The 21,223-nt window shown below is 38.4% G+C and carries 11 protein-coding genes; 8 read left to right on the top strand and 3 right to left on the bottom strand.

Annotated features, from left to right (window positions below; genetic code table 11):
• The 3 genes from FVB32_RS02950 to FVB32_RS02960 all read right to left on the bottom strand — a co-directional run bounded on the left by FVB32_RS02950 (position 1) and on the right by FVB32_RS02960 (position 4,316).
• Complete coding sequence (locus FVB32_RS02950; protein WP_147743402.1) at positions 1-2,298, bottom strand: PSD1 and planctomycete cytochrome C domain-containing protein; 2,298 nt, start codon at positions 2,296-2,298, stop codon at positions 1-3.
• Positions 2,299-2,514: 216 nt separating this feature from the next.
• Positions 2,515-3,231: a LytR/AlgR family response regulator transcription factor gene (locus FVB32_RS02955; RefSeq protein WP_147743404.1), complete on the bottom strand. Its 717-nt coding sequence runs from the start codon at positions 3,229-3,231 to the stop codon at positions 2,515-2,517.
• On the bottom strand, positions 3,231-4,316 hold the full coding sequence (locus tag FVB32_RS02960; RefSeq protein ID WP_147741091.1) for a sensor histidine kinase: 1,086 nt from the start codon (positions 4,314-4,316) through the stop codon (positions 3,231-3,233). The genes FVB32_RS02955 and FVB32_RS02960 overlap by 1 nt, the downstream gene beginning before the upstream one ends.
• A gap of 229 nt (positions 4,317-4,545) precedes the next feature.
• On the opposite strand from FVB32_RS02960, the gene FVB32_RS02965 reads away from it, so the two are divergent.
• From FVB32_RS02965 to FVB32_RS03000, 8 genes are all read left to right on the top strand, one after another.
• Positions 4,546-6,792: a GH92 family glycosyl hydrolase gene (locus tag FVB32_RS02965; RefSeq protein WP_147741092.1), complete on the top strand. Its 2,247-nt coding sequence runs from the start codon at positions 4,546-4,548 to the stop codon at positions 6,790-6,792.
• Positions 6,793-6,811: 19 nt separating this feature from the next.
• Positions 6,812-8,689, top strand: coding sequence for a sodium:solute symporter family protein (locus FVB32_RS02970; RefSeq protein WP_147741093.1), 1,878 nt, complete (start codon positions 6,812-6,814; stop codon positions 8,687-8,689).
• A 25-nt stretch (positions 8,690-8,714) separates the two neighbouring features.
• Positions 8,715-9,704: a glycoside hydrolase family 130 protein gene (locus FVB32_RS02975; protein WP_147741094.1), complete on the top strand. Its 990-nt coding sequence runs from the start codon at positions 8,715-8,717 to the stop codon at positions 9,702-9,704.
• A gap of 1 nt (position 9,705) precedes the next feature.
• On the top strand, positions 9,706-10,797 hold the full coding sequence (locus FVB32_RS02980) for a carbohydrate-binding family 9-like protein (protein WP_147741095.1): 1,092 nt from the start codon (positions 9,706-9,708) through the stop codon (positions 10,795-10,797).
• A gap of 16 nt (positions 10,798-10,813) precedes the next feature.
• The gene (locus FVB32_RS02985; RefSeq protein WP_147741096.1) at positions 10,814-13,087 is read left to right on the top strand and encodes a GH92 family glycosyl hydrolase; all 2,274 of its coding nucleotides are present in this window, start codon (positions 10,814-10,816) and stop codon (positions 13,085-13,087) included.
• 1 nt (position 13,088) lies between these two features.
• Positions 13,089-15,434: a GH92 family glycosyl hydrolase gene (locus FVB32_RS02990; RefSeq protein ID WP_147741097.1), complete on the top strand. Its 2,346-nt coding sequence runs from the start codon at positions 13,089-13,091 to the stop codon at positions 15,432-15,434.
• On the top strand, positions 15,434-17,668 hold the full coding sequence (locus FVB32_RS02995) for a GH92 family glycosyl hydrolase (protein ID WP_147741098.1): 2,235 nt from the start codon (positions 15,434-15,436) through the stop codon (positions 17,666-17,668). Before FVB32_RS02990 ends, FVB32_RS02995 begins: the two co-directional genes overlap by 1 nt.
• A gap of 399 nt (positions 17,669-18,067) precedes the next feature.
• Positions 18,068-21,220, top strand: a complete 3,153-nt coding sequence (locus FVB32_RS03000) for a SusC/RagA family TonB-linked outer membrane protein (protein WP_147741099.1) — start codon at positions 18,068-18,070, stop codon at positions 21,218-21,220.
• Positions 21,221-21,223: the final 3 nt, after the last annotated feature.

Here is a 21,223-nt window from a genome sequence, read left to right on the forward strand (position 1 = left end):
CTATCCTCTTGATATGGTTTCGTCTAAGTTTAATATGGTATGTGCGGTTAAAGCCAATGCTGCCAGGTCCTTTTGTGAAATATCAGAAACCACGGCAAACTCTCCTATGGACAGATATTCTTCTGTTACAACCTCTCCTGTTTCTATTTTTCTCAACGTATCTTGATAAAAATTGGTCAAGATTGCCATTTCTTCCTCACTTGGAGCTCTTGATGTTGCATTTTGAAAAATATACGCAATTTGATCTTTAGGCTCTTTTCCAACAACACCAATTGATTTATAAGCCAATGCTCTTGCGGCTTCAATAAGCTGTGGGTCATTTAATAGCACAAGCGCTTGTAACGGAGTATTTGTTTCTTGACGTTTTACTGTGCACAGATCGCGAGAAGCGGCATCAAAAGTCATCATACTAGGAGGCGGGACTGTCCGCTTCCAAAAAGTATAAAGACTCTTTCGATACAAATCCTTGCCCGAGCTTTGAATATAGGTTGATGTGCTTCCACCGCCACCGCCTGTGGTCTCTTCCCAAATCCCTTCTGGTTGATATGGTTTTACGCTTGGACCGCCTACCTCATCATTTAAGAGACCGCTTATCTTCAATGCTTGATCTCTTATCATTTCTGCACTTAGCCTCAATCTTGAAGCTCTTGACAAATAGGTGTTTTCAGGGTCTTTTTCCTGCATTTCTTCGGAAATTTCACTGCTTTGCTGAAAGGTTTCGGAAAGTGCCATAAACTTTATAATGTTTTTGACATTCCATTCTTCCTTTTGAAATTTTATGGCAAGGAAATCCAATAATTCTGGATGTGAAGGAAGTGCTCCTTGGTTTCCAAAATCATAAGAACTTTCTACCAAACCTTTTCCAAACATTCGCTGCCAGATTCTGTTTACGGCAACACGCGCCGTTAATGGATGGTCTTCATGAAACAACCATTTGGCCAAGCCTAATCTATTTTTAGGGAATCCCTCTGGAAAAGGCAAAATTGCCTCTGGAGTCCCAGGAAAAACCTGATCAGCTGGCTGATCGTACACCCCTCTATTTAATACAAAGGTTTCCCGAGGTTTTGACATATCTTTCATTACCATCACCTCAACTTTGGGAGTTGGACTATTGGTCATGTTTACAAAATCCAAGACCCCATCTGCATCTTTTTTGGAAACAGTAATATAGGGTTTGGGTATTTCTTGTGCATTGGCCATGAGCCCTTTTTCATCAATATTGTTGAAAAATCCAAATAACTGGAAATGGTCTTTTTGACTTAAAGGATCATATTTATGGTCGTGACAGCGAGCACACTCCATGGTCATTCCCAAAAATGCAGTCCCAAAAGTATTGGTTCTGTCTTCTACATATTCTATGCGGTATTCCTCCGGAATTACGCCTCCTTCAGCAGTTATCTTATGATTTCTATTAAACCCTGTTGCAAGAATTGATTCTTTTGTGGCATTGGGAATCATGTCGCCTGCCAATTGATAGGTTATGAACTCATCATAAGACATATTCTTGTTAAATGCATGAATGACCCAATCTCTCCAAGGCCACATGGTACGTTCAAAATCATCTTGATAGCCATGGGTATCAGCATATCGGGCAACATCCATCCAATCTGCAGCCATATATTCTGCATAAGCCACTGTATTTAACAAGGAGTCCACTATTTTTTCATATGCTTCCTCTGTTGTATCGTTCAAAAATGCATTGACTTGTTCTGCACTAGGAGGTAATCCGGTTATACTGAAAAACACTCGACGAATAAGTTGTTCTTTGGATGCTTTTTTAGATGGTGAAAATCCTTCTAACTCCAATTTTTTAAGGACAAACTTGTCAATTTCATTTTTACCCCAACCTTCATTTTCCACCTTAGGAACAACGGGTTTTACAGGAGGTACAAATGCCCAATGCTTTTTATATACCGCTCCCTGTTCTATCCATTTCTTAAACAATTCTTTTTCATAAGCAGAAAGTATAAGATTTGATTCTTCAGGAGGCATTACCATATTAGGGTCCTCATTAAATATTCTATTTATCAATTCACTATTTGCAACATCACCAGGAACAATAGCATATCTATCTAGGTTTTCACCAATAGCTGCATAAGCATCCTCTGCCTTATGTAACGAAAGTCCTCCTTCAACCGCATTTTTATCGGGGCCATGACAAGCAAAACATCTATCTGAAAGAATGGGTTTTATATGGAAGGAAAAATCAATACTATCTGGGATTTGTTTTAAAGATTCTTCTTTTGAGATTGTTGTATACTCCTCTTTTGCGTTCTTGCAACTAACTGCAAAACACATTATCGCAATTAAAAATACTGCTCCTAGGAATCTTTTTTTAGCTAAATAAATAGAGGGCATACTAACAATATTAAGATTGTGGTACTGTAAACTACTTCGATAACCTGAAATTCACTAAAAAATTTCGACCAATAGCAACGGAGAAAAGACCAATGAAGCTGTAAGGTTTTTTAGTTTAGATTTCTATAAATCTTGATATTAATGTGCTAATTGGGCTTATGAAATGGTATCATTTAAAATACGGCTTTTGGCCTCATTAAGATAACTTCTTCCAATGGTATATCTAATTCCATCTACTTCCACACTGTTGCCCTCAATAGCTTCAATTTTATCTATGGCTATGGTATAAGATCTATGGATTCTAAGAAATTTATCGCTCGGCAACTCGTCTGTAAAACTTCCTAAGGTTCTATGAATAATGTATTTTGCCGATGTGGTCTTAATACGGATGTAATCCTTAAGGCTTTCCACCACTACAATTTCATCGATGAAAATTTTTTGCAGTTTCTTCTTATCCACCTTAACAAAGATACTGGGCTTTTCGTTTGAAGGTTGAGAAGCAAGCTTAGCACTGCTTTGTTTTAAACTAGTAATCCTGTTTATAGTTTTTAAAAATCGTGGGAAAGGAATAGGTTTTACCAAATAATCTATTGCTTCTAATTCATAGCTTTTTATAGCGTATTCCTCATGAGCAGTTGTAATAACAATCATTGGTGAAACATGCAATGATTCCAAAAAATCTAAACCGTCAAGAATAGGCATGTTGATATCCAAAAAAATAATATCCACTTCGTTTTCTTGCAAAAAAGTGGTAGCATCCACAGCATTTGAAAATGTTTGGATCAGTTCTAATTGCTTCACCTGCTCCACATAGTTTTTAAGAACATTAATTGCCAACGGCTCATCATCAATAATAATCACTCTTAGGTCCATCATACTTTAAGCTTTAAATCTACGTGAAACATATTTTCCTTTTCAAAAATGGCAAGATCGTAATCCTTTTGATCGTAACCCAATTCAAGTCGTTTTTTCACATTACTGAGCCCAATACCACCACTTCGAGTAGCCACTTTGCTATTGGCTTCATTTTTGGGAATGGTATTAGCTACATTAAAATACAAAAAATCATCTGCAACATTGATGTCTATTGCAATATTCATATCTCCAATGTTTTTACTTGCGCCGTGTTTAAAGCAATTTTCAATTAAAGGCACAAGGAGCATTGGCGCTATTTCCTTATTTTCCAAATCTCCTGAAATTCCAATGTCTATCTGCAAGGAGTCATTAAAACGGATTCTCTCTAAATCTATATAGTTTTGAATGCAGTCTATTTCACTTTTAAGGTCCTGTTTACGTTTTTTGGTAGCATATAATAAATACCGCATCAATCCTGAAAGTTTTAAAATTACCTCAGGAGCTTTATCCGATTTTTCAAGGGTAAGTGAATAAATATTGTTTAGTGTATTAAAGAAAAAATGTGGTGACACCTGGGATCTTAAAAACTTAAGTTCGGTTGTCAACTGTCTTTTTTCCAAATCATGCAATTTGCTGTGTTCCCGCAACCAATCCACGGTGATTTTAATGGCCGTAGCAAAAGCCACAACATAGAGTTCACCATACATTGTTGTAAGGGCATAGTTAAGCGTAAGGCTATCTGTATATTCTGGGCCTTCGGGCATTACGTTAGTACTTACCAAGTAATATGTGAGATTAAATTTCAGTATCAGCATAACAAAAAGGCAGACCACCATCAAAAAAGCGAAGGTTACATATTTTCTGGTGTACACGTACTTGGGCATAAGAAAGTAAATGTTAAAGTAAGAAAGCGCAATATGGATGGGAAAACCAATCAAATTGGTCTTCAACGACAACATAAAATCATTATGAATACTTCCCCAGCGCAATGTATTAAGCCCAAAATAAACAGCCCAAAAGATAATATGATGTTTATATGTGATACTATACGGACGCTGGGATTCTACGCTTAAAAGTTCGTCCAATTTATCATTTATGTACATGGATTGAAGGATATTTTGTTTGTTCGGTTTTTCTGCTGTTTAGCTTTCGGGGTTGGTTGTTGGTCTAATTTTATTCGGCTACAACATAAAATTATAAATATTTAGGATAACAATTTTATAAACAGCCATAACCAAAAAACCCATCTGAAATATTGCTCAATCGCAATAGAAAAATCAAATATAATTTGGCGAAAAGTATAAAAAATATCAATATTAATCCAATCTGTTGATGCGCAAAACCTATATTACCTTATTTTCAGTTGCGCTCATTTTGGGTTTCTCCTGTAAAGAAAAGGAGCAAAATATCCCTTTTAAAAAACCTATAGAATACGTCGACCCCTTCATTGGAACAGGCGGACACGGACACACATACCCTGGCCCTACCGCTCCTTTTGGCATGGTTCAGCCTGGGCCAGACAATGGAACAACAGGATGGGATTGGTGCTCTGGTTATCATATTACTGATTCCATTATTTCCGGTTTTGGACAATTGCACTTGAGTGGCACGGGTATCGGGGACTTGGCAGATTTGCTTTTAATGCCCTCTACCAAACAAATGGATGTGTCTCAATTTGGCAAGCAAAGAGACAGTTTACCATATACCTCAGGTTTTTCACATTCCAGTGAGATTGCCCATCCAGGCTATTATAAAGTGGTTTTGGACAACAATAATATAAAAGTTGAATTAACTGCAAATGAATATGTGGCTTTCCATCGATACACATACGAAGACAAGGATACCAGATCTTTCATAATCGATTTGGGATATGCTGTAAATTGGGACACTCCTGCGGAAAGTAGCCTCACCTTAGAAGACAAAAATCTACTCACGGGATACCGACATAGTACTGGTTGGGCAAAAAATCAAAAGCTATTCTTTGCGATTGAATCATCAACTCCAATTCTAAATGCCATCTACGTTGCCGACGGAAATCCAACGGCAGAAGCTGAACATATTAAAGGCATTAAAACGGGAGGACAGTTCTTTTTTGATGAAAGTTCCAGTAATACTACGGAGTTGAAAATTGCGGTTTCTTCAGTGAGTATAGCTAATGCAAAGGAAAATCTTGGCAAACATGGATCTACCAGCTCTTTTGAGGAGGCTAAGACACAAACTAGTGAAAAATGGGAGTCTCTGCTCTCCAAGATAGTAATAGATACCCCACAAGATTCGCTTAAGACCATTTTTTATACTGCATTATATCATACACAGATTGCGCCAGTGCTTTTTAGTGATACCAATGGGGAATTTAGGTTGCAAAATGACAGTATTGTCAAAACCAAAGATTGGAACGCCTACTCTACGCTCTCTTTGTGGGACACGTTCCGAGCTGAAAATCCACTATTGAATATTCTTCAACCAGAACGGGTCAACGATATTGTTCAATCTATGTTAGCTTATTATGATGAACAGGGAAGGTTACCGGTCTGGACACTTTATGGCAATGAAACCAACACTATGACCGGCAACCACGGTGTCTCAGTAATAGCCGAGGCATATCTAAAAGGAATTCGCGGGTACAATATTGAAAAAGCCTTTGAAGCAGTCACCAATACCATGATGGGAGATATTCGAGGGCTAAAACCTTATAAAGAATATGGCTATATCCCATATACTTCATTGGATGAATCCGTAACCATAAGTTTAGAATTTGCCTATAATGATTGGTGCGTGGCGCAGATGGCAAAAGACTTAGGTAAAGAAGAAGAGTACCGTTATTTCAGCAATCGCTCCAATGCCTATAAACACCTTTTTGATGCCGAAACGGGTTTTATGAGAGGGAAATCAGCAGATGGAAAAAGTTGGAACGAACCTTTTGATCCAAAATTTTCAAGTCACCGTGAACATACAGATTACACAGAAGGTAATGCATGGCAACATAGTTGGTTTGTGCTGCATGCCATTCCTGATTTTATAAATCTACATGGTGGAAACAAACCTTTTGTTGAAAAGTTGGAACAGCTATTTACAGAGACTTCAGAGATTTCTGGAGAAAACGTTTCAGCCGATATTTCCGGTTTAATAGGGCAATATGCTCATGGTAATGAGCCCAGTCACCACATAGCTTATATGTTCAACAAGGCAGATGCTCCTTGGAAAACACAGTATTGGGTTAGGGAGATTATGGATACACAATACAGCACCAAACCTGAAGGCTTAAGTGGTAATGAAGACTGTGGCCAGATGTCCGCATGGTATGTGTTTAGTTCATTAGGACTCTATCCTATGAATCCGGCCTCAGGACAATACGAGCTTGGAAGCCCGGTTTTTGAGAAGGCCACCATCGCTATATCGGGCACAAAGAAATTTGTCATCTCAGCAGAAAGTACCTCATCAATCAACAGATACATTCAATCAGTAAAATTAAATGGAAAGTCGTTGCAACGTACTTACATCACCCACCAAGAGCTAATGGCTGGTGGTACGTTGGAATTTAAAATGGGTCCTGATCCCAACAAAAATTGGGGGATATAAAAAAGACCAGTACAATTATATGGATGTAATAGACATTTCAATCATAGTAGTCTATGTATTGTTAACCCTCATTATTGGTATTTGGGTTTCCAAAAAAGCTTCTAACGGCCTAGAATCATACTTTCTAGGTGGAAACAATATTAAGTGGTACTATTTAGGGCTTAGTAATGGCTCTGGCATGTTCGATGTTTCTGGAACGGCATGGATGGTAGGCATATTATTTTTATATGGGGCCAAGAGTTTTATGTTCATGTGGTTATGGCCTGTATGGAATCAAGTTTTTTTAATGATGTTCTTGGCCATATGGATACGACGATCCAATATTATGACTGGGTCCGAATGGATTCTAACACGTTTTGGTGATGGTAAAGCAGGCAGGGCATCCCATAGTATTGTTGCCTTATTTGCCATAATATCTGCAGTAGGCTTTATAGCCTACTTTTTTGAAGGTACTGGTAAGTTTTTAACAATCATTTTACCTTGGGACATCCCCCTTCAAATTGGAGAGGTGCTTCTTTTATCATCTGAGCAATCCTATGCCTTAATTATCATTTTTCTTACCACGATTTATACCATTAAAGGAGGTATGTTTTCTGTAGTGGCCACGGAAGTGTTGCAATATGTCATTATGGTGATTGCAGGCATTCTTGTTGCTGGCTATGCTTTTTTTGCAATTAGTGATATCGAAATAAATACTATCATCTCAGAGGAATGGCGAAGTATTTTCTTTGGTGCCGAATTAGGCACTCATTGGAGCACCAAATTCCAAGCATTCAATGATTTAATTGACACCGAAGGCTATAAAATGTTCGGAGCCTTCATTGGAATGTCACTATTTAAAGGCTTTTTTGCTAGTATCGCTGGACCCGTACCCAGTTATGATTTTCAGCGGATTTTATCCACAAGAACAGTCAAGGAAGCTGCCTACATGAGTGGCTTCACTAACTTGGTATTATACATTCCCAGATATTTATTGGTCACAGGAATTGTTGTCATCGCTTTAGTCGTTTTCGCTCCTGAAATGAGCTCCAATCCAGAATTAGTTGGCAATGATTTGGAAATTATCTTACCCAAGGTAATTAATCATCATATCCCAGTTGGGATAAAAGGATTGCTCCTCGCTGGCTTGCTTGCTGCTTTCATGTCCACCTTTTCTGCATTTGTAAACTCCAGTCCAGCCTATATTGTCAATGACATTTATAAAAAATATTTTAAACCCGAAGCCACTAATAAACATTATATAAAGGCAAGTCATATTGCTTCATTTTTTGTTGTTGGCTTGGGTGTTTGTATGGGATTCTTTGCGGACTCCATAAACTCCCTCACGCTTTGGATTAGCAGCGCTCTCTATGGGGGTTATGTTGCAGCCAATTTTTTAAAATGGATCTGGTGGCGCTTTAATGGTTGGGGATATTTTTGGGGTATGGTCGCCGGTCTAATCATTGCAAGCTTGCAGTTTATATTGGATCAGAACAAAGCCAATTTTATAGAAGATTCCTTCTTTTATGACCTATCCCACATCCATGCCATATATTTATTTCCATTGATTTTTGGAGTTTCTTTGCTGGGTTCATTCTTAGGAACTTACCTTACCAAACCAACAGAAGTGGCAGTGCTGAAGTCTTTCTACCGACAAGTAAAACCATGGGGATGGTGGAAACCCATTGTTGCACAACTAAAAAGTGAAGATTCCACATTTGAAAAGAATAACGATTTTTGGGCAGACATGATGAACTGCGCAATTGGAATAGTCTGGCAATCCAGTATGATTCTGTTACCTATTTATTTTATCATTAGAGATAATCCAAAAGCCATTACGGCTCTTGTCGTATTTTTAATAACTTCTTTAATTTTAAAATACACTTGGTTAGATAAGGTTCAGAAAATTCCAAATTGAGGTATAAATATGTGTTGAATAAATCATGACCAATCAAATCTTAGAAAAAGTGAATACAATACCTTGGCAAGAAAGACCAGCAAATAGCACCGATGTTGTTTGGAGATATAGCAAAAATCCTATAATAAAAAGGGATGCCATTCCGTCTTCCAATAGTATTTTTAATAGTGCTGTGGTCCCTTTTGAAGAGGGTTTTGCTGGTGTTTTTAGGTGCGACAACAAAGCTGTACAGATGAACATTTTTGCTGGTTTTAGCAAAGATGGACTTCATTGGGACATTAACCATGAACCGATAGTATTTGGTGCCGGTAATACAGAAATGATTGAATCAGATTATAAATATGACCCTCGTGTTACATTTATAGAAGACCGCTATTGGATTACATGGTGCAACGGATATCATGGCCCAACTATAGGCATTGGCTACACTTTCGATTTCAAAGAGTTCTTTCAATGTGAAAATGCATTCTTACCCTTTAATAGGAATGGTGTACTCTTTCCAGAAAAAATTGATGGAAAATATGCCATGTTGAGTAGACCGAGCGATAATGGACACACCCCTTTTGGTGATATCTACTTAAGCTATAGCCCAGATATGAAGTATTGGGGAGAACATAGATGCGTAATGAAGGCTTCACCCTTTGAAGACAGTGCATGGCAGTGCGCAAAGATTGGTGCCGGTTCTGTTCCCATTTTGGTAGATGAAGGATGGCTCATGATCTATCATGGTGTAATTAATACTTGTAATGGATTTAGATACTCCATGGGTTCTGCTATCCTGGATAAAAACAATCCAGATCTGGTTAAATATAGAACCCAACCTTATTTGCTATCACCCCAAACCACATATGAATGTATGGGAGATGTACCTAATGTAATCTTCCCCTGCGCAACATTACATTCAATAGAGGAAGACAAAGTAGCCATTTACTATGGTGCCGCCGATACCGTAACAGCTTTGGCCTTTGGTCATCTATCCGAAATTGTGAAATTCACTAAGGATAACAGTTTATAAAATGAAACAGGATATTGGAAAACACAAAAAACTAGTAAGCCTCATTCTTTTCTTCCTTTATATAGGATGCATTCTCCTATCTGCGCAAGAAAAGCCAAAAAGCTATGTGGCTTATCATACAATTGATACCATAACAATCGATGGAAAAGCGGAGGAAGCATCCTGGAAAAAAGCCCCATGGTCCAGTCTATTCATAGACATAGAGGGCGAGAAAAAGCCAACGTATGACACCAGAATGAAAATGCTCTGGGATGAAAACAATGTTTACTTCTTTGCACAATTGGATGAACCACATGTGTGGGGGGATATTACCGAACACGATGCTGTAATCTTCCATAACAACGATTTTGAAATTTTTCTTGATCCTGAGGGAGATGTGCACGGGTATTATGAGTTGGAGTGGAACGTTTTAAATACTGTTTGGGACCAATATTTGACTGCTCCGTATCGTGCAGGCAACGAAACCATAAACGGATGGGAAGCGTTAGGGCTCCAATCTGCCGTGTCAGTACAAGGCACTCTAAATGATCCTTCAGATACCGATCAAGGATGGTCAATAGAAATAGCTATTCCCTTTAGGGATTTACGCACCGGGTATTATCAAAACAATGTGCCTCAAAACAAATTTTGGAGGGTAGGTTTTTCAAGGGTGAATTGGGATTTTGATGTAATCAATGGGAAGTATTCTAGAAAAAGAGATGAAAAAACAGGAGAATTTCTACATGAAAACAATTGGGTATGGTCACCTCAGCAAGTAATCAATATGCATGAACCTGAAAGATGGGGATATGTCTTTTTTTCCAGTGCTGAAGTTGGAAGTACCATCGTTGATTTTGAGATTCCAAAAGATGATTACATCAAATGGTATCTCTATGAAATTTACAGAGGCCTGATTAATGAAGAAAACAAAGCCACTCACTGGAAAACAAGAAATGTAGAAACTTTTAAAGCCTCTAAAAAACTATTTGGACATACCATTAAACCTATACTTGAAAAGTACACCAATGGCTTCTCCATTTGGGCAAAAAGTCCATTCAGTAAAAACATATTGCACATATCCAAAGACGGAAAGTTCGAAGCATATAGCGAGTAATAAAAATTGATTATCAATGAGGTTGGGTTGTATTCATATAACACTTTTAGTTTTAGCAATAAGTTGTTCCCCACAACCAAAGAAACAAGCTGTTAATGAAGAGCTAACAGCTTACGTAAACCCTTTTATAGGCACGGACGGACCGGGAAACACATATCCTGGAGCTACTACACCATTTGGGATGGTGCAATTAAGCCCAGATATTGGCATTCCTGGTTGGGATAGAATAGCTGGATATTATTATCAAGATTCCATCATTTCTGGTTTTTCCCACACACATCTAACTGGGACAGGCGCAGGAGATTTGTATGATATTTTAGTGATGCCCACAAACGGAAGGTCTTCAAAAAAAATAAAAGCGAACAACTACAAGCCTCACTCTAGTTTTAGCCACGATAAAGAAGGGGCTTCCCCAGGATACTATTGGGTAGATTTATTGGATTATGGCATTAAAGCGGAAATGACAGCCACAAGTAGAGTTGGTGTACATAGATATACATTTCCAAAGGATGAAAATAGCCAAATTCATGTAGATCTAGGATATGCCATCAATTGGGACAAGCCCACAGATACCTTCATCAAAGTTGTCAATGATTCCACTTTACAAGGGCATAGAATGTCTACGGGTTGGGCTAGAAACCAACGGTTGTTTTTTGAAATGCATTTTTCAAAACCCTTTCAATCCTATCAAATTCTTGATGATAAAAAACCAGACGAACCTCCTTTTGGTGGAATCAATTCAAAAATCATATTGAATTACAGTACAAATGAAGGAGAACAAATTGTGGTAAAGACTGGATTGTCATCAGTGAGTTCAGAAGCAGCTGGTAAAGCTATTCTATCAGAAGCAACCAAAAGCTTTGATACCTTAAAAGAAGCTGCAAAACAAACTTGGGAGGAAGAACTTCAAAAAATACAAATTGTGTCAAAAGATGCGAATCAAAAGTCCATCTTCTACACCATGCTATACCAATCCATGTTGGCTCCAACACTCTATAGCGATAGCAATGGGGAGTACAAAGCGGCAAATGATGTTCACGGAAAACAAAGACAGGGCGGGGATTCCATCTCCAAAGCAGAAAATTACAACCGCTACGATACCTTTTCCCTTTGGGACACTTTTAGAGCGGCGCATCCATTGTATACCATAATTCAACCTGATAAAGTGCCCGATATGATTAAGTCCTTGTTGGCACATTACAAGGAAACCGATATTCTTCCGGTTTGGTCCATGCAAGGAAGCGAAACCAACATGATGATTGGGTACCATGCAGTACCAGTGATTGTGGATGCCTATTTTAAAGGATTTCAGTTTGATGTTGACCTGGCCTATAAGGCTTGCAAAGAAAGTGCCATGGTAAATGAACGTCAGATTGATGTGTACAAGGAAAGAGGTTTTATTCCTGTTGACGAGCACCATGAAAATTGGTCCGTTTCCAAAACCATGGAATATGCTTATGATGATTGGTGTATTGCAATGTTTGCAAAAGACTTGGGCAAACAAGAAGACTATGAATACTTTTTAAAGCGTTCAGAAAATTGGAAAAACCTGTATAATTCCAAAAGGTCATGGTTGCAACCCAAAGATATCCATGGAGAATTTATAGAACCTTTCGTACCTAAAGAATACTCTCCCTATTTCTGTGAAAGCAATGCATGGCATTACTATTGGTACGTTCCACAAGACATTGCAGGACTTATTGAAAAAACAGGTGGAGAAGAACGTTTTGAACAGAAACTGGATTCCATGTTCAGTTATGCACCAAGTCCAGAGGACAAATTGCCTGTATTTAGCACAGGAATGATTGGTCAATATGCACACGGTAATGAACCCAGTCATCATGTTGCTTACTTATACAATTATTTAAACCAACCTTCCAAAGCGCAAAAATTGGTTCGGGAGATTTTAGAAAATCAATACAAAAATGAACCTAATGGGCATTGCGGTAATGAAGACTGTGGACAAATGTCATCTTGGTATATTCTTAGTTCGTTGGGATTCTATCCTGTAAATCCTTCACAAGGTGTATATGATTTAGGAGCCCCCATGTTTGAAGAAGCAATCGTGGAAGTGGCGAATGGCAAAACCTTTACAGTTAGCGCTGATGGTTTAGAAGAAAATCAGTTTGTGCAAAGTGTGGCGCTAAATGGCGAAACATTAAATAGAAGTTATATCACCCACAAAGAGATTATGAATGGAGGTTCATTGGTATTTACCATGACTAATGATTCTGAATTGGCCGATAAAAATCAACTAAAAACTCCTGAAGTCAACAAAATATACAACTAATATGAGATTGAGAAAAGTTCACCTATCCAAGAAAATAATTTTCATTTTTACTATAGCTTTAGTTGTAAGCTCTTGCGGACAGGACGCAAATAAAGAGTCCGCTCAAAATCAATCTGAAGATAAAAAAGAATACTTGCAATATGTGAATCCTTTAATGGGTACTGATTCAGATTTCAGCCTGTCCAATGGAAATACCTATCCAGCTATTGCAACACCTTGGGGAATGAATTTTTGGACTCCCATGACTTCAAAAATGGGAGATGGATGGACCTATAAATATGACGAGAAAACAATTCGGGGCATCAAACAAACGCATCAACCCAGTCCCTGGATCAATGATTATGCAGCATTTTCTTTAATGGCCGTTACCGGAGATTTGAAATATAAAGAAGACGAACGAGCTTCGCATTTTTCGCATAAGGCCGAAACTGTAAAACCAGATTATTACAGTGTTTACTTAGCAGATTATGATGTAGTAGCCGAAGTGGCACCTACAGAACGTGCCGCACATTTTAGATTTACTTTTCCAGAAACAGATACGGCCTATATCATGCTGGATGCTTTTTTTAAAGGTTCCATGGTAAAAATTTTACCAGAGCAACGAAAAATTATTGGGTATTGCAGAAACAATAGCGGTGGCGTTCCAGAAAATTTCCATAATTATTTTGTAGCGGAATTTGATAAAGATTTTGAACTCACCAACACTTGGGGTGATGATTGGAAATTAGAAGAGAATATAACCGAAAACAAAGGCGACCATGTTGGGGCCATCATAGGTTTCAAAACAAAAAGAGGTGAAGCAGTACACGTAAAGGTGGCCTCGTCCTTTATAAGTCCGGAACAAGCACAATTGAACTTGGATAGAGAAATTGGAAATAATAGCTTCAAAGAAACCAGAAATGAAGCAACCCAAGCTTGGGAAAAAGAATTGGGAAGAATAGAAGTAAGCACCAAAAATATAGATCACCTGCGCACTTTTTACTCCTGCTTGTATCGTGTGTTGTTGTTCCCAAGAAAGTTTTACGAGTTTGATGCCAATGAGCAAGTGGTGCATTATAGTCCTTACAACGGTCAGGTATTGCCCGGTTATATGTTTACTGACAATGGTTTTTGGGATACCTTCCGCGCAGTGTTTCCATTTTTTAACATGATGTATCCAGAATTGAACAGCAACATTATGGAAGGATTGGCCAACACCTACAAAGAATCTGGATGGCTTCCTGAATGGGCCAGTCCTGGACACAGAGACTGTATGATTGGCTCCAATTCGGCCCCAATTATTGCTGATGCGCATTTGACAGGGGTTACCGGTTTTGATAAAGATTTGCTTTTAGAGGCCGTAATTAAAAATGCAACTACATCCGAAGGAAGGCCTGTAAATAGTGTTGGGAGAGCCGGAGTGGATTATTATAATGAATTGGGTTATGTTCCCTATGATGTTGGCATCAATGAAAATGCAGCAAGAACTTTGGAATATGCTTATGCAGATTTTACCATTGCTCAAATGGCTAAGTCTTTGGGCAAAGATGTATTAGCTAATACCTACTACAAAAAATCTTTGAATTATAAGAAGTTGTTTGATTCCGATTCCAAACTAATGCGAGGGAAGAACAAAGACGGATCTTTTCAAACTCCTTTTAATCCATTAAAATGGGGGGATGCTTTTACAGAAGGAAACAGTTTGCATTACACTTGGAGTGTTTTTCATGACGTGCAAGGCCTAATAGATCTTATGGGGGGCGAGACCGAATTTGTAGGTATGTTGGATAGTGTTTTTAATATGCCTCCAGAATATGATGATTCTTATTATGGATTTACCATTCACGAAATACGAGAAATGCAGATTATGAATATGGGGAACTACGCCCACGGCAACCAGCCTATCCAACACATGATCTATCTGTATAATTATGCCAAGCAATCTTGGAAAACCCAGAGCAAAGTACGCGAAGTATTGACCAAACTCTATACCCCTGCCCCAGATGGCTATTGTGGTGATGAGGATAACGGACAAACATCCGCTTGGTATGTGTTCAGCGCTCTGGGTTTTTATCCTGTTGCCCCAGCCACAAACCAATATGTAATTGGAAGCCCGCTTTTTGATGAAGCTAAATTGCATCTTCAAAATGGAAACACCTTTCGCATTTCTGCAAATCAAAATGGAAAAGAAAACCCATTCGTCCAAGATGCCAGCCTAAATGGAAAAGCATTATATAATACTTGGCTTTCCACAGAAACCATTCAGAACGGTGGAGAACTTATTTTTGGAATGGGGTCTGAACCAAACAAAAATTGGGGTGTCTCTAAGGAAGCTGCCCCTTACTCCCTATCCAATTCTATAAAGTGATGAAAAAAATATTTATCGGCATCACATTGTTGTTTTTTTATTCAACCTGTTTTGGACAAAAAACTCCTGTTGAATACGTAAACCCATTTATTGGAACTTCTAATTTTGGAACCACAAATCCTGGGCCTATTGCTGTTAGAGGAATGGCAAATGTATCCCCTTTTAATGTTGCCGGGCCACAAAACCTTCCATTAGAAAAAGACAGCAGATGGTTGTCTACTCCTTATATCAAGGAAAACAAATTTTTAACCGGATTTAGTCATGTAAATCTGAGTGGAGTGGGCTGTCCAGAATTAGGAGTTATTCTTGCCATGCCAACCACAGGAGAAATTGAAACAGATCACTTAAAATACGGCACCTCCTATTCCAATGAAGTCTCCAAAGTAGGGTATTACACCAACACCTTGGACAAATACAACATCAAAGTAGAAGCAACGGCAAGCACTAGAACGGGGATAAGTAAATATTCATTCCCTGAGGGTACAGCAAATATCTTGCTAAACTTAGGTCTAGGTCTTACCAACGAACAAGGAGCCCAGGTAAAAGTAGTTTCTCCAACTGAAATTGAAGGTATCCGCAGTGTGGGGTCTTTCTGCTATTACAAACCAGAAGAAGCTTATCCCGTTTATTTTGTAGCTAGGTTCTCCAAACCAGCCTCAACATTTGGGGTTTGGAAAAAACCTGCTCATTATCAAGGAACTGAAGCCCAGTGGATGGGTTACAATGGAAAAACCCGATTTATGAAGGAGTACACCAAAGAGGTTGTTGGTGATAGTATTGGTGCTTATATGAGATATAATTTTGCTACGCCTACCCAGGTTGAGATGAAAGTGGGCATTTCTTATGTCAGTATTGAAAATGCTCGAGAGAATTTGGAAAAAGAAACTGCTGAAAAATCATTTGACCAAGTCTTGGCAGCCACAAAAAGTGAATGGGACCAATACCTATCCAGAATAGAAGTTGAAGGTGGTTCCGATACAGAAAAAACCATTTTTTATACCGCCCTATATCATACTTTGATTCACCCCAACACACTAAATGACATCAATGGAGAATATCCAAAAATGAGAACCCGCAAAACTTTAAAAACAGAAGGTACACGCTATACTGTTTTTTCGCTTTGGGATACCTATAGAAATTTGCACCAATTAATGAGTTTGGTATATCCCAAACAACAATCAAACATGGTCAAAAGCATGCTACAGATTTATGATGAATCTGGTTGGTTGCCCAAATGGGAACTAAATGCTACAGAAACCACTACCATGGTCGGTGATCCAGCCGGAATTATTATCTCCGATACCTATCAGCGTGGAATTCGGGATTTTAATGTTGAAAAAGCATATGAGGCCATGCTTAAAAGCGCTGACCAATTGGAAGCAAATCCTCTTAGGCCAGGAATACAGGATTACATTGAAAAGGGATATTTAACCACAAAAACAACCAACAGTGGTTCTGTTTCCACTACTCAAGAATACAACATTACCGACTTTGCCATTGCCCAGCTGGCAAAAGAATTGGGCAAAAAAGAAGACCACAAGCGTTTTACAAAACGGTCATTATCCTATAGAAAATTGTTTGACAAAGAGTTCAATTTACTTAGACCAAAAAACCATGACGGCAGTTGGTTAACACCTTATAATCCTGAAAGTGGCGCCAATTTTGAAAAGAATTTAGGCTTTATTGAAGGAAACGCATGGCAATATACCTTTATGGTTCCCCATGATATCAAAGGTTTGATGAAACTAATGGGAGGTGCAAAATCTTTCACGAATCGGTTACAAGATGTATTTGACAAGAATCAGTTTGATATGGCCAACGAACCAGATATTGCCTATCCATATTTATTCAATTATGTAAAAGGGCAAGAATGGCGTACCCAACAAAAGGTTTCAGAATTATTGAAACAATATTTTAAAAATACCCCTGATGGTCTTCCTGGAAATGATGATACCGGCACTATGAGCGCTTGGGCCGTGTTTTCAATGATGGGCATCTATCCCGTGAGCCCCTCTAATCCAATATATGCACTCACCGCTCCAAAATTTGATAAAATCACCATCCATCTGGATACTTCTTATTATCCAAAAGATAAGGTGACCATTACCTCTAAAGCTCTCAAAAAGAATGAGAAACTTTCAAGAATCTCAATCGATGGGAAAAAGCACAACAGCTTTTTCATCTCACATAAAGATCTTATAGAAGCCGATACTTTAGAATTTATTCATGAATAATACCATGATCAATTAATGAAACCAGGCGGTAAAAAGAGGGAAATCAGCAAAAAAAATATGTGCGTTTCCTTCGACACTCTCCAACTCTTTTATGCTTCTGACAAGTCGTAGGCGGTAACTTAAATTTCGATAAGAAATCTGTATTTAATGCTTTTTGTAGAAAATTCAAGCTTCCAAAAAGCCCTCAAAAACACCTCTAACTTCAAGTGTATAAGTACGAAAGCCACTGTTAATGCCCAAAATAACCATTTCAAATAATGGGATTTCCATGTTCTTTAGCTTTTCACCATTGTTATTAGTCGAAATTTTTTCTGATATATATAAGGAATTTAAACATTTATAATGCGAACATTAAGCTTGTATTAAGCTTTTCGAAACTAATAACCAAACTCAAATAGTATGAACAGAAAACTTCATTACTTTCTAATGCTTGTGTCTCTTCTATGCATTCAAGGAATGATGGCACAGGGAAAACGAATTACAGGAACCGTCACGGATGCTGATACGGGAGGACCACTTCCCGGAATTAATGTGGTGGAAAAGGGTACTAGAAATGGTACTTCTACTGATTTTGACGGAAACTACGTGATTTCGGTCTCAGGAGATTCAGCCATTCTGGTATTTTCTGCAATCGGTTACACCGAAAGAGAAATGGCCGTTGGCGGACAATCAACCGTTAACATTACACTATCTGAAAACGTAGAATTACTTGGAGAAGTTGTGGTAACTGCCCTAGGTATCAAAAAAGAAACCAAGGCACTTGGGTATTCGGTCACACAAGTTGGAAGCGAAGAAATTGCTACCATAAAGACGCCCAATGCTATTAACTCCTTACAAGGTAAGATTGCTGGTGTAAACATTACACAAAATGCCACTGGTGCTGCGGGATCAAGTAGGGTTATTATTAGGGGTAACAATTCATTAACAGGAGGGAATCAACCTTTATATGTTGTGGATGGTATTCCAATAGGTAACGAAAATAATGGTGCTGCCAGTTTATGGGGCGGTAACGATGGTGGTGATGGTATTTCCAGTCTTAACGCAGATGAAATAGAATCTATCTCTGTACTTAAAGGTGGTTCAGCTGCTGCACTTTATGGTTCTAGAGGTGGTAACGGTGTTATCCTAATAACAACCAAGAGCGGTAGTAAACAAGAGGGTTTTGGAATTGAATTTACAAGTACAGCAAATTTTGATGTAGTTGACACCTCAATACAAGACTTTCAAACAACATACGGGCAAGGACTATTAGGTGAAAAACCTGCAAGCCAAGCTGAAGCTTTAGAAGCTGGCCTTAGTTCTTGGGGTCCTAGACTGGATGGTTCACAGGTAGTCCAATGGGATGGTGTTGAAAGGCCCTATTCCTATGTAGGTAGTAATTTGAAGCACTTTTACAGAACAGGTACTACTTTTATTAACACAGTAGCGATGTCTAGTGGAACGGAAAATACCAACCTAAGGTTTTCACTTACAGACTTTACCAATGATGACATTACACCAAATTCAGGATTGAATCGGAAGATTTTTGCTTTGAATGCTGGGGCTGTGTTGGCAGAAAAGTTGACCGCACAGGTTAGCGCCAAATATAGTATAGAAGATGTACAAAACAGACCAAGACTTTCGGATGCACCAGGTAATGCCAACTTTACCGTTGGTTTACTATCTCCAAATGTAGATGTCAGGTTTATGAATCCTGCTGTAAATGAAGATGGTAGTGAAAGACAATATTCTGATAATGTCTTTTCTCAGAACCCATATTTTGCCGCCTTTAATTTCAGAAATGAAGACACAAGAAATAGACTCATTGCCTCTGCTACGCTTCGGTATGATGTTTTGGACTGGCTATATGTAACAGCCAGGGCAGGTATTGATCATTACACTTTACGCAGAACAAATGTAACACCCTTTGGTACTGCATTTCAACCATTAGGTTCCATCGTAGAAGACGAATATCGATACAGCCAAGTAGATTCCGATATTATTCTAGGCGTTGAAAAGGATATCACAGAGAAATTCGCAGTGAATGCATTTGTTGGAGCGAACAGAAATAGTATTGACCATGAAGTTTTAAGACAGCGAGGAGATGATTTTATTGTTCCAGGTTTAGAAGATGTGGGGAACACCGCACGCCAATCCAGAGACAGAAATTTCGATCCTGATCTTAATAATTTCGGAGAACGAAAAATAGGATCGGTTTACGGTTCTTTGGAACTCTCTTATAACAGATATGCATATTTAACTTTTACCGGAAGAAATGACTGGTTCTCTACCCTCTCTTTTCCTGGTAAGGAGACCTCTAATAACGATTTTTATCCTTCAGTTAGTGGAAGTTTAATTCTATCGGATATGTTTGAGATGCCAACATTCGTTAATTTCCTAAAACTACGTAGTGGATTTTCCCAAACTGCAGGAGGTGCTGATCAAGCATATCAACTAGCATTGACTTATGAAATTTTTGACCAAGGACACTTGGGGCAGCCCTTAGGAAGAATAACTGGAGGCACCGTTCCAAATGCAAATCTTGTTCCATGGAATAAGGATGAATTTGAAATTGGTTTTGATGCACGGTTCTTTGGAAATAGATTATCATTGGATTTCGCATATTATACCAATCAAATAACAAGTGACATTGTTAAGGTGACCACTTCTGTAGGATCTGGATTCAATGATGCAATATTCAATATTGGTGAGATTGAAAACAAAGGGGTTGAACTACTAATCAGTGGCACACCGATACGCACTCAGAATTTTGAATGGACAACCTCGGTTAATGCCTCATTCAATGAAGGTATAGTTGTGGGCACAAACGATGCTGGAGATCCTATTTTCCTTGATGAACCGCGTACAAGGAATGTTAGAATAGCACATGTTGTAGGAGAACGATATGGAACTATTTTTGGTACTTCATACGTAAGAGACAATAATGGAAACATTGTATATGACATTGATGATGACGGTGTGCCAATAGCACGTCAGGGAGAGCGTAAAATCCTAGGGGATGGTGTTCCACCTTGGACCATCGGTTTTTCAAATTCCATTCGTTACAAAGACTTTAACCTTAACTTCTTGATTGACGGAAAATTTGGAGGACAATTGTTTTCAGGAACAAATACAACTGCATATGGCACAGGACTACATCAAAAAACCATAGAGGGTAGAGAAGGTGGTTTAGCCGTTTCTGGAATTGACGGAGCAACATTTGATGCCGATACTGGTACAGGTACAGCCTTTACTGCTACCGTAGCACCAGCAAATTTACAAACCTATTGGGGAAGAGTTAATGATATTGCCGAAGAGTTTGTGGAAGATTCCGATTATATCAGGTTTAGACAATTAAGTTTGGGATATACGTTCCCTACTGCCATCTTAGGAAAGACATTTATTAAAAGTGCCACAATAAACTTATTGGCTCAAAATTTATTCTACATTAAGAGAAGTATTGACAACGTAGATCCAGAAAGTGCTTATAATGTAAGTAACTCTCAAGGACTGGAATATTTTGGAGTTCCTACCACAAGAGGGTATGGTGTAAGTCTTAACGTTAAGTTTTAAAAA

It is taken from the genome of Flagellimonas hymeniacidonis (assembly GCF_008040165.1).
Classification (GTDB): Bacteria; Bacteroidota; Bacteroidia; order Flavobacteriales; family Flavobacteriaceae; genus Flagellimonas; species Flagellimonas hymeniacidonis.

Coding starts and splice junctions, on each gene's coding strand:
- FVB32_RS02950 (WP_147743402.1), bottom strand. CDS start 2,298: ATGTGTTTTGCAGTTAGTTGCAAGAACGCAAAAGAGGAGTATACAACA.
- FVB32_RS02955 (WP_147743404.1), bottom strand. CDS start 3,231: ATGGACCTAAGAGTGATTATTATTGATGATGAGCCGTTGGCAATTAAT.
- FVB32_RS02960 (WP_147741091.1), bottom strand. CDS start 4,316: ATGTACATAAATGATAAATTGGACGAACTTTTAAGCGTAGAATCCCAG.
- FVB32_RS02965 (WP_147741092.1), top strand. CDS start 4,546: ATGCGCAAAACCTATATTACCTTATTTTCAGTTGCGCTCATTTTGGGT.
- FVB32_RS02970 (WP_147741093.1), top strand. CDS start 6,812: ATGGATGTAATAGACATTTCAATCATAGTAGTCTATGTATTGTTAACC.
- FVB32_RS02975 (WP_147741094.1), top strand. CDS start 8,715: ATGACCAATCAAATCTTAGAAAAAGTGAATACAATACCTTGGCAAGAA.
- FVB32_RS02980 (WP_147741095.1), top strand. CDS start 9,706: ATGAAACAGGATATTGGAAAACACAAAAAACTAGTAAGCCTCATTCTT.
- FVB32_RS02985 (WP_147741096.1), top strand. CDS start 10,814: ATGAGGTTGGGTTGTATTCATATAACACTTTTAGTTTTAGCAATAAGT.
- FVB32_RS02990 (WP_147741097.1), top strand. CDS start 13,089: ATGAGATTGAGAAAAGTTCACCTATCCAAGAAAATAATTTTCATTTTT.
- FVB32_RS02995 (WP_147741098.1), top strand. CDS start 15,434: ATGAAAAAAATATTTATCGGCATCACATTGTTGTTTTTTTATTCAACC.
- FVB32_RS03000 (WP_147741099.1), top strand. CDS start 18,068: ATGAACAGAAAACTTCATTACTTTCTAATGCTTGTGTCTCTTCTATGC.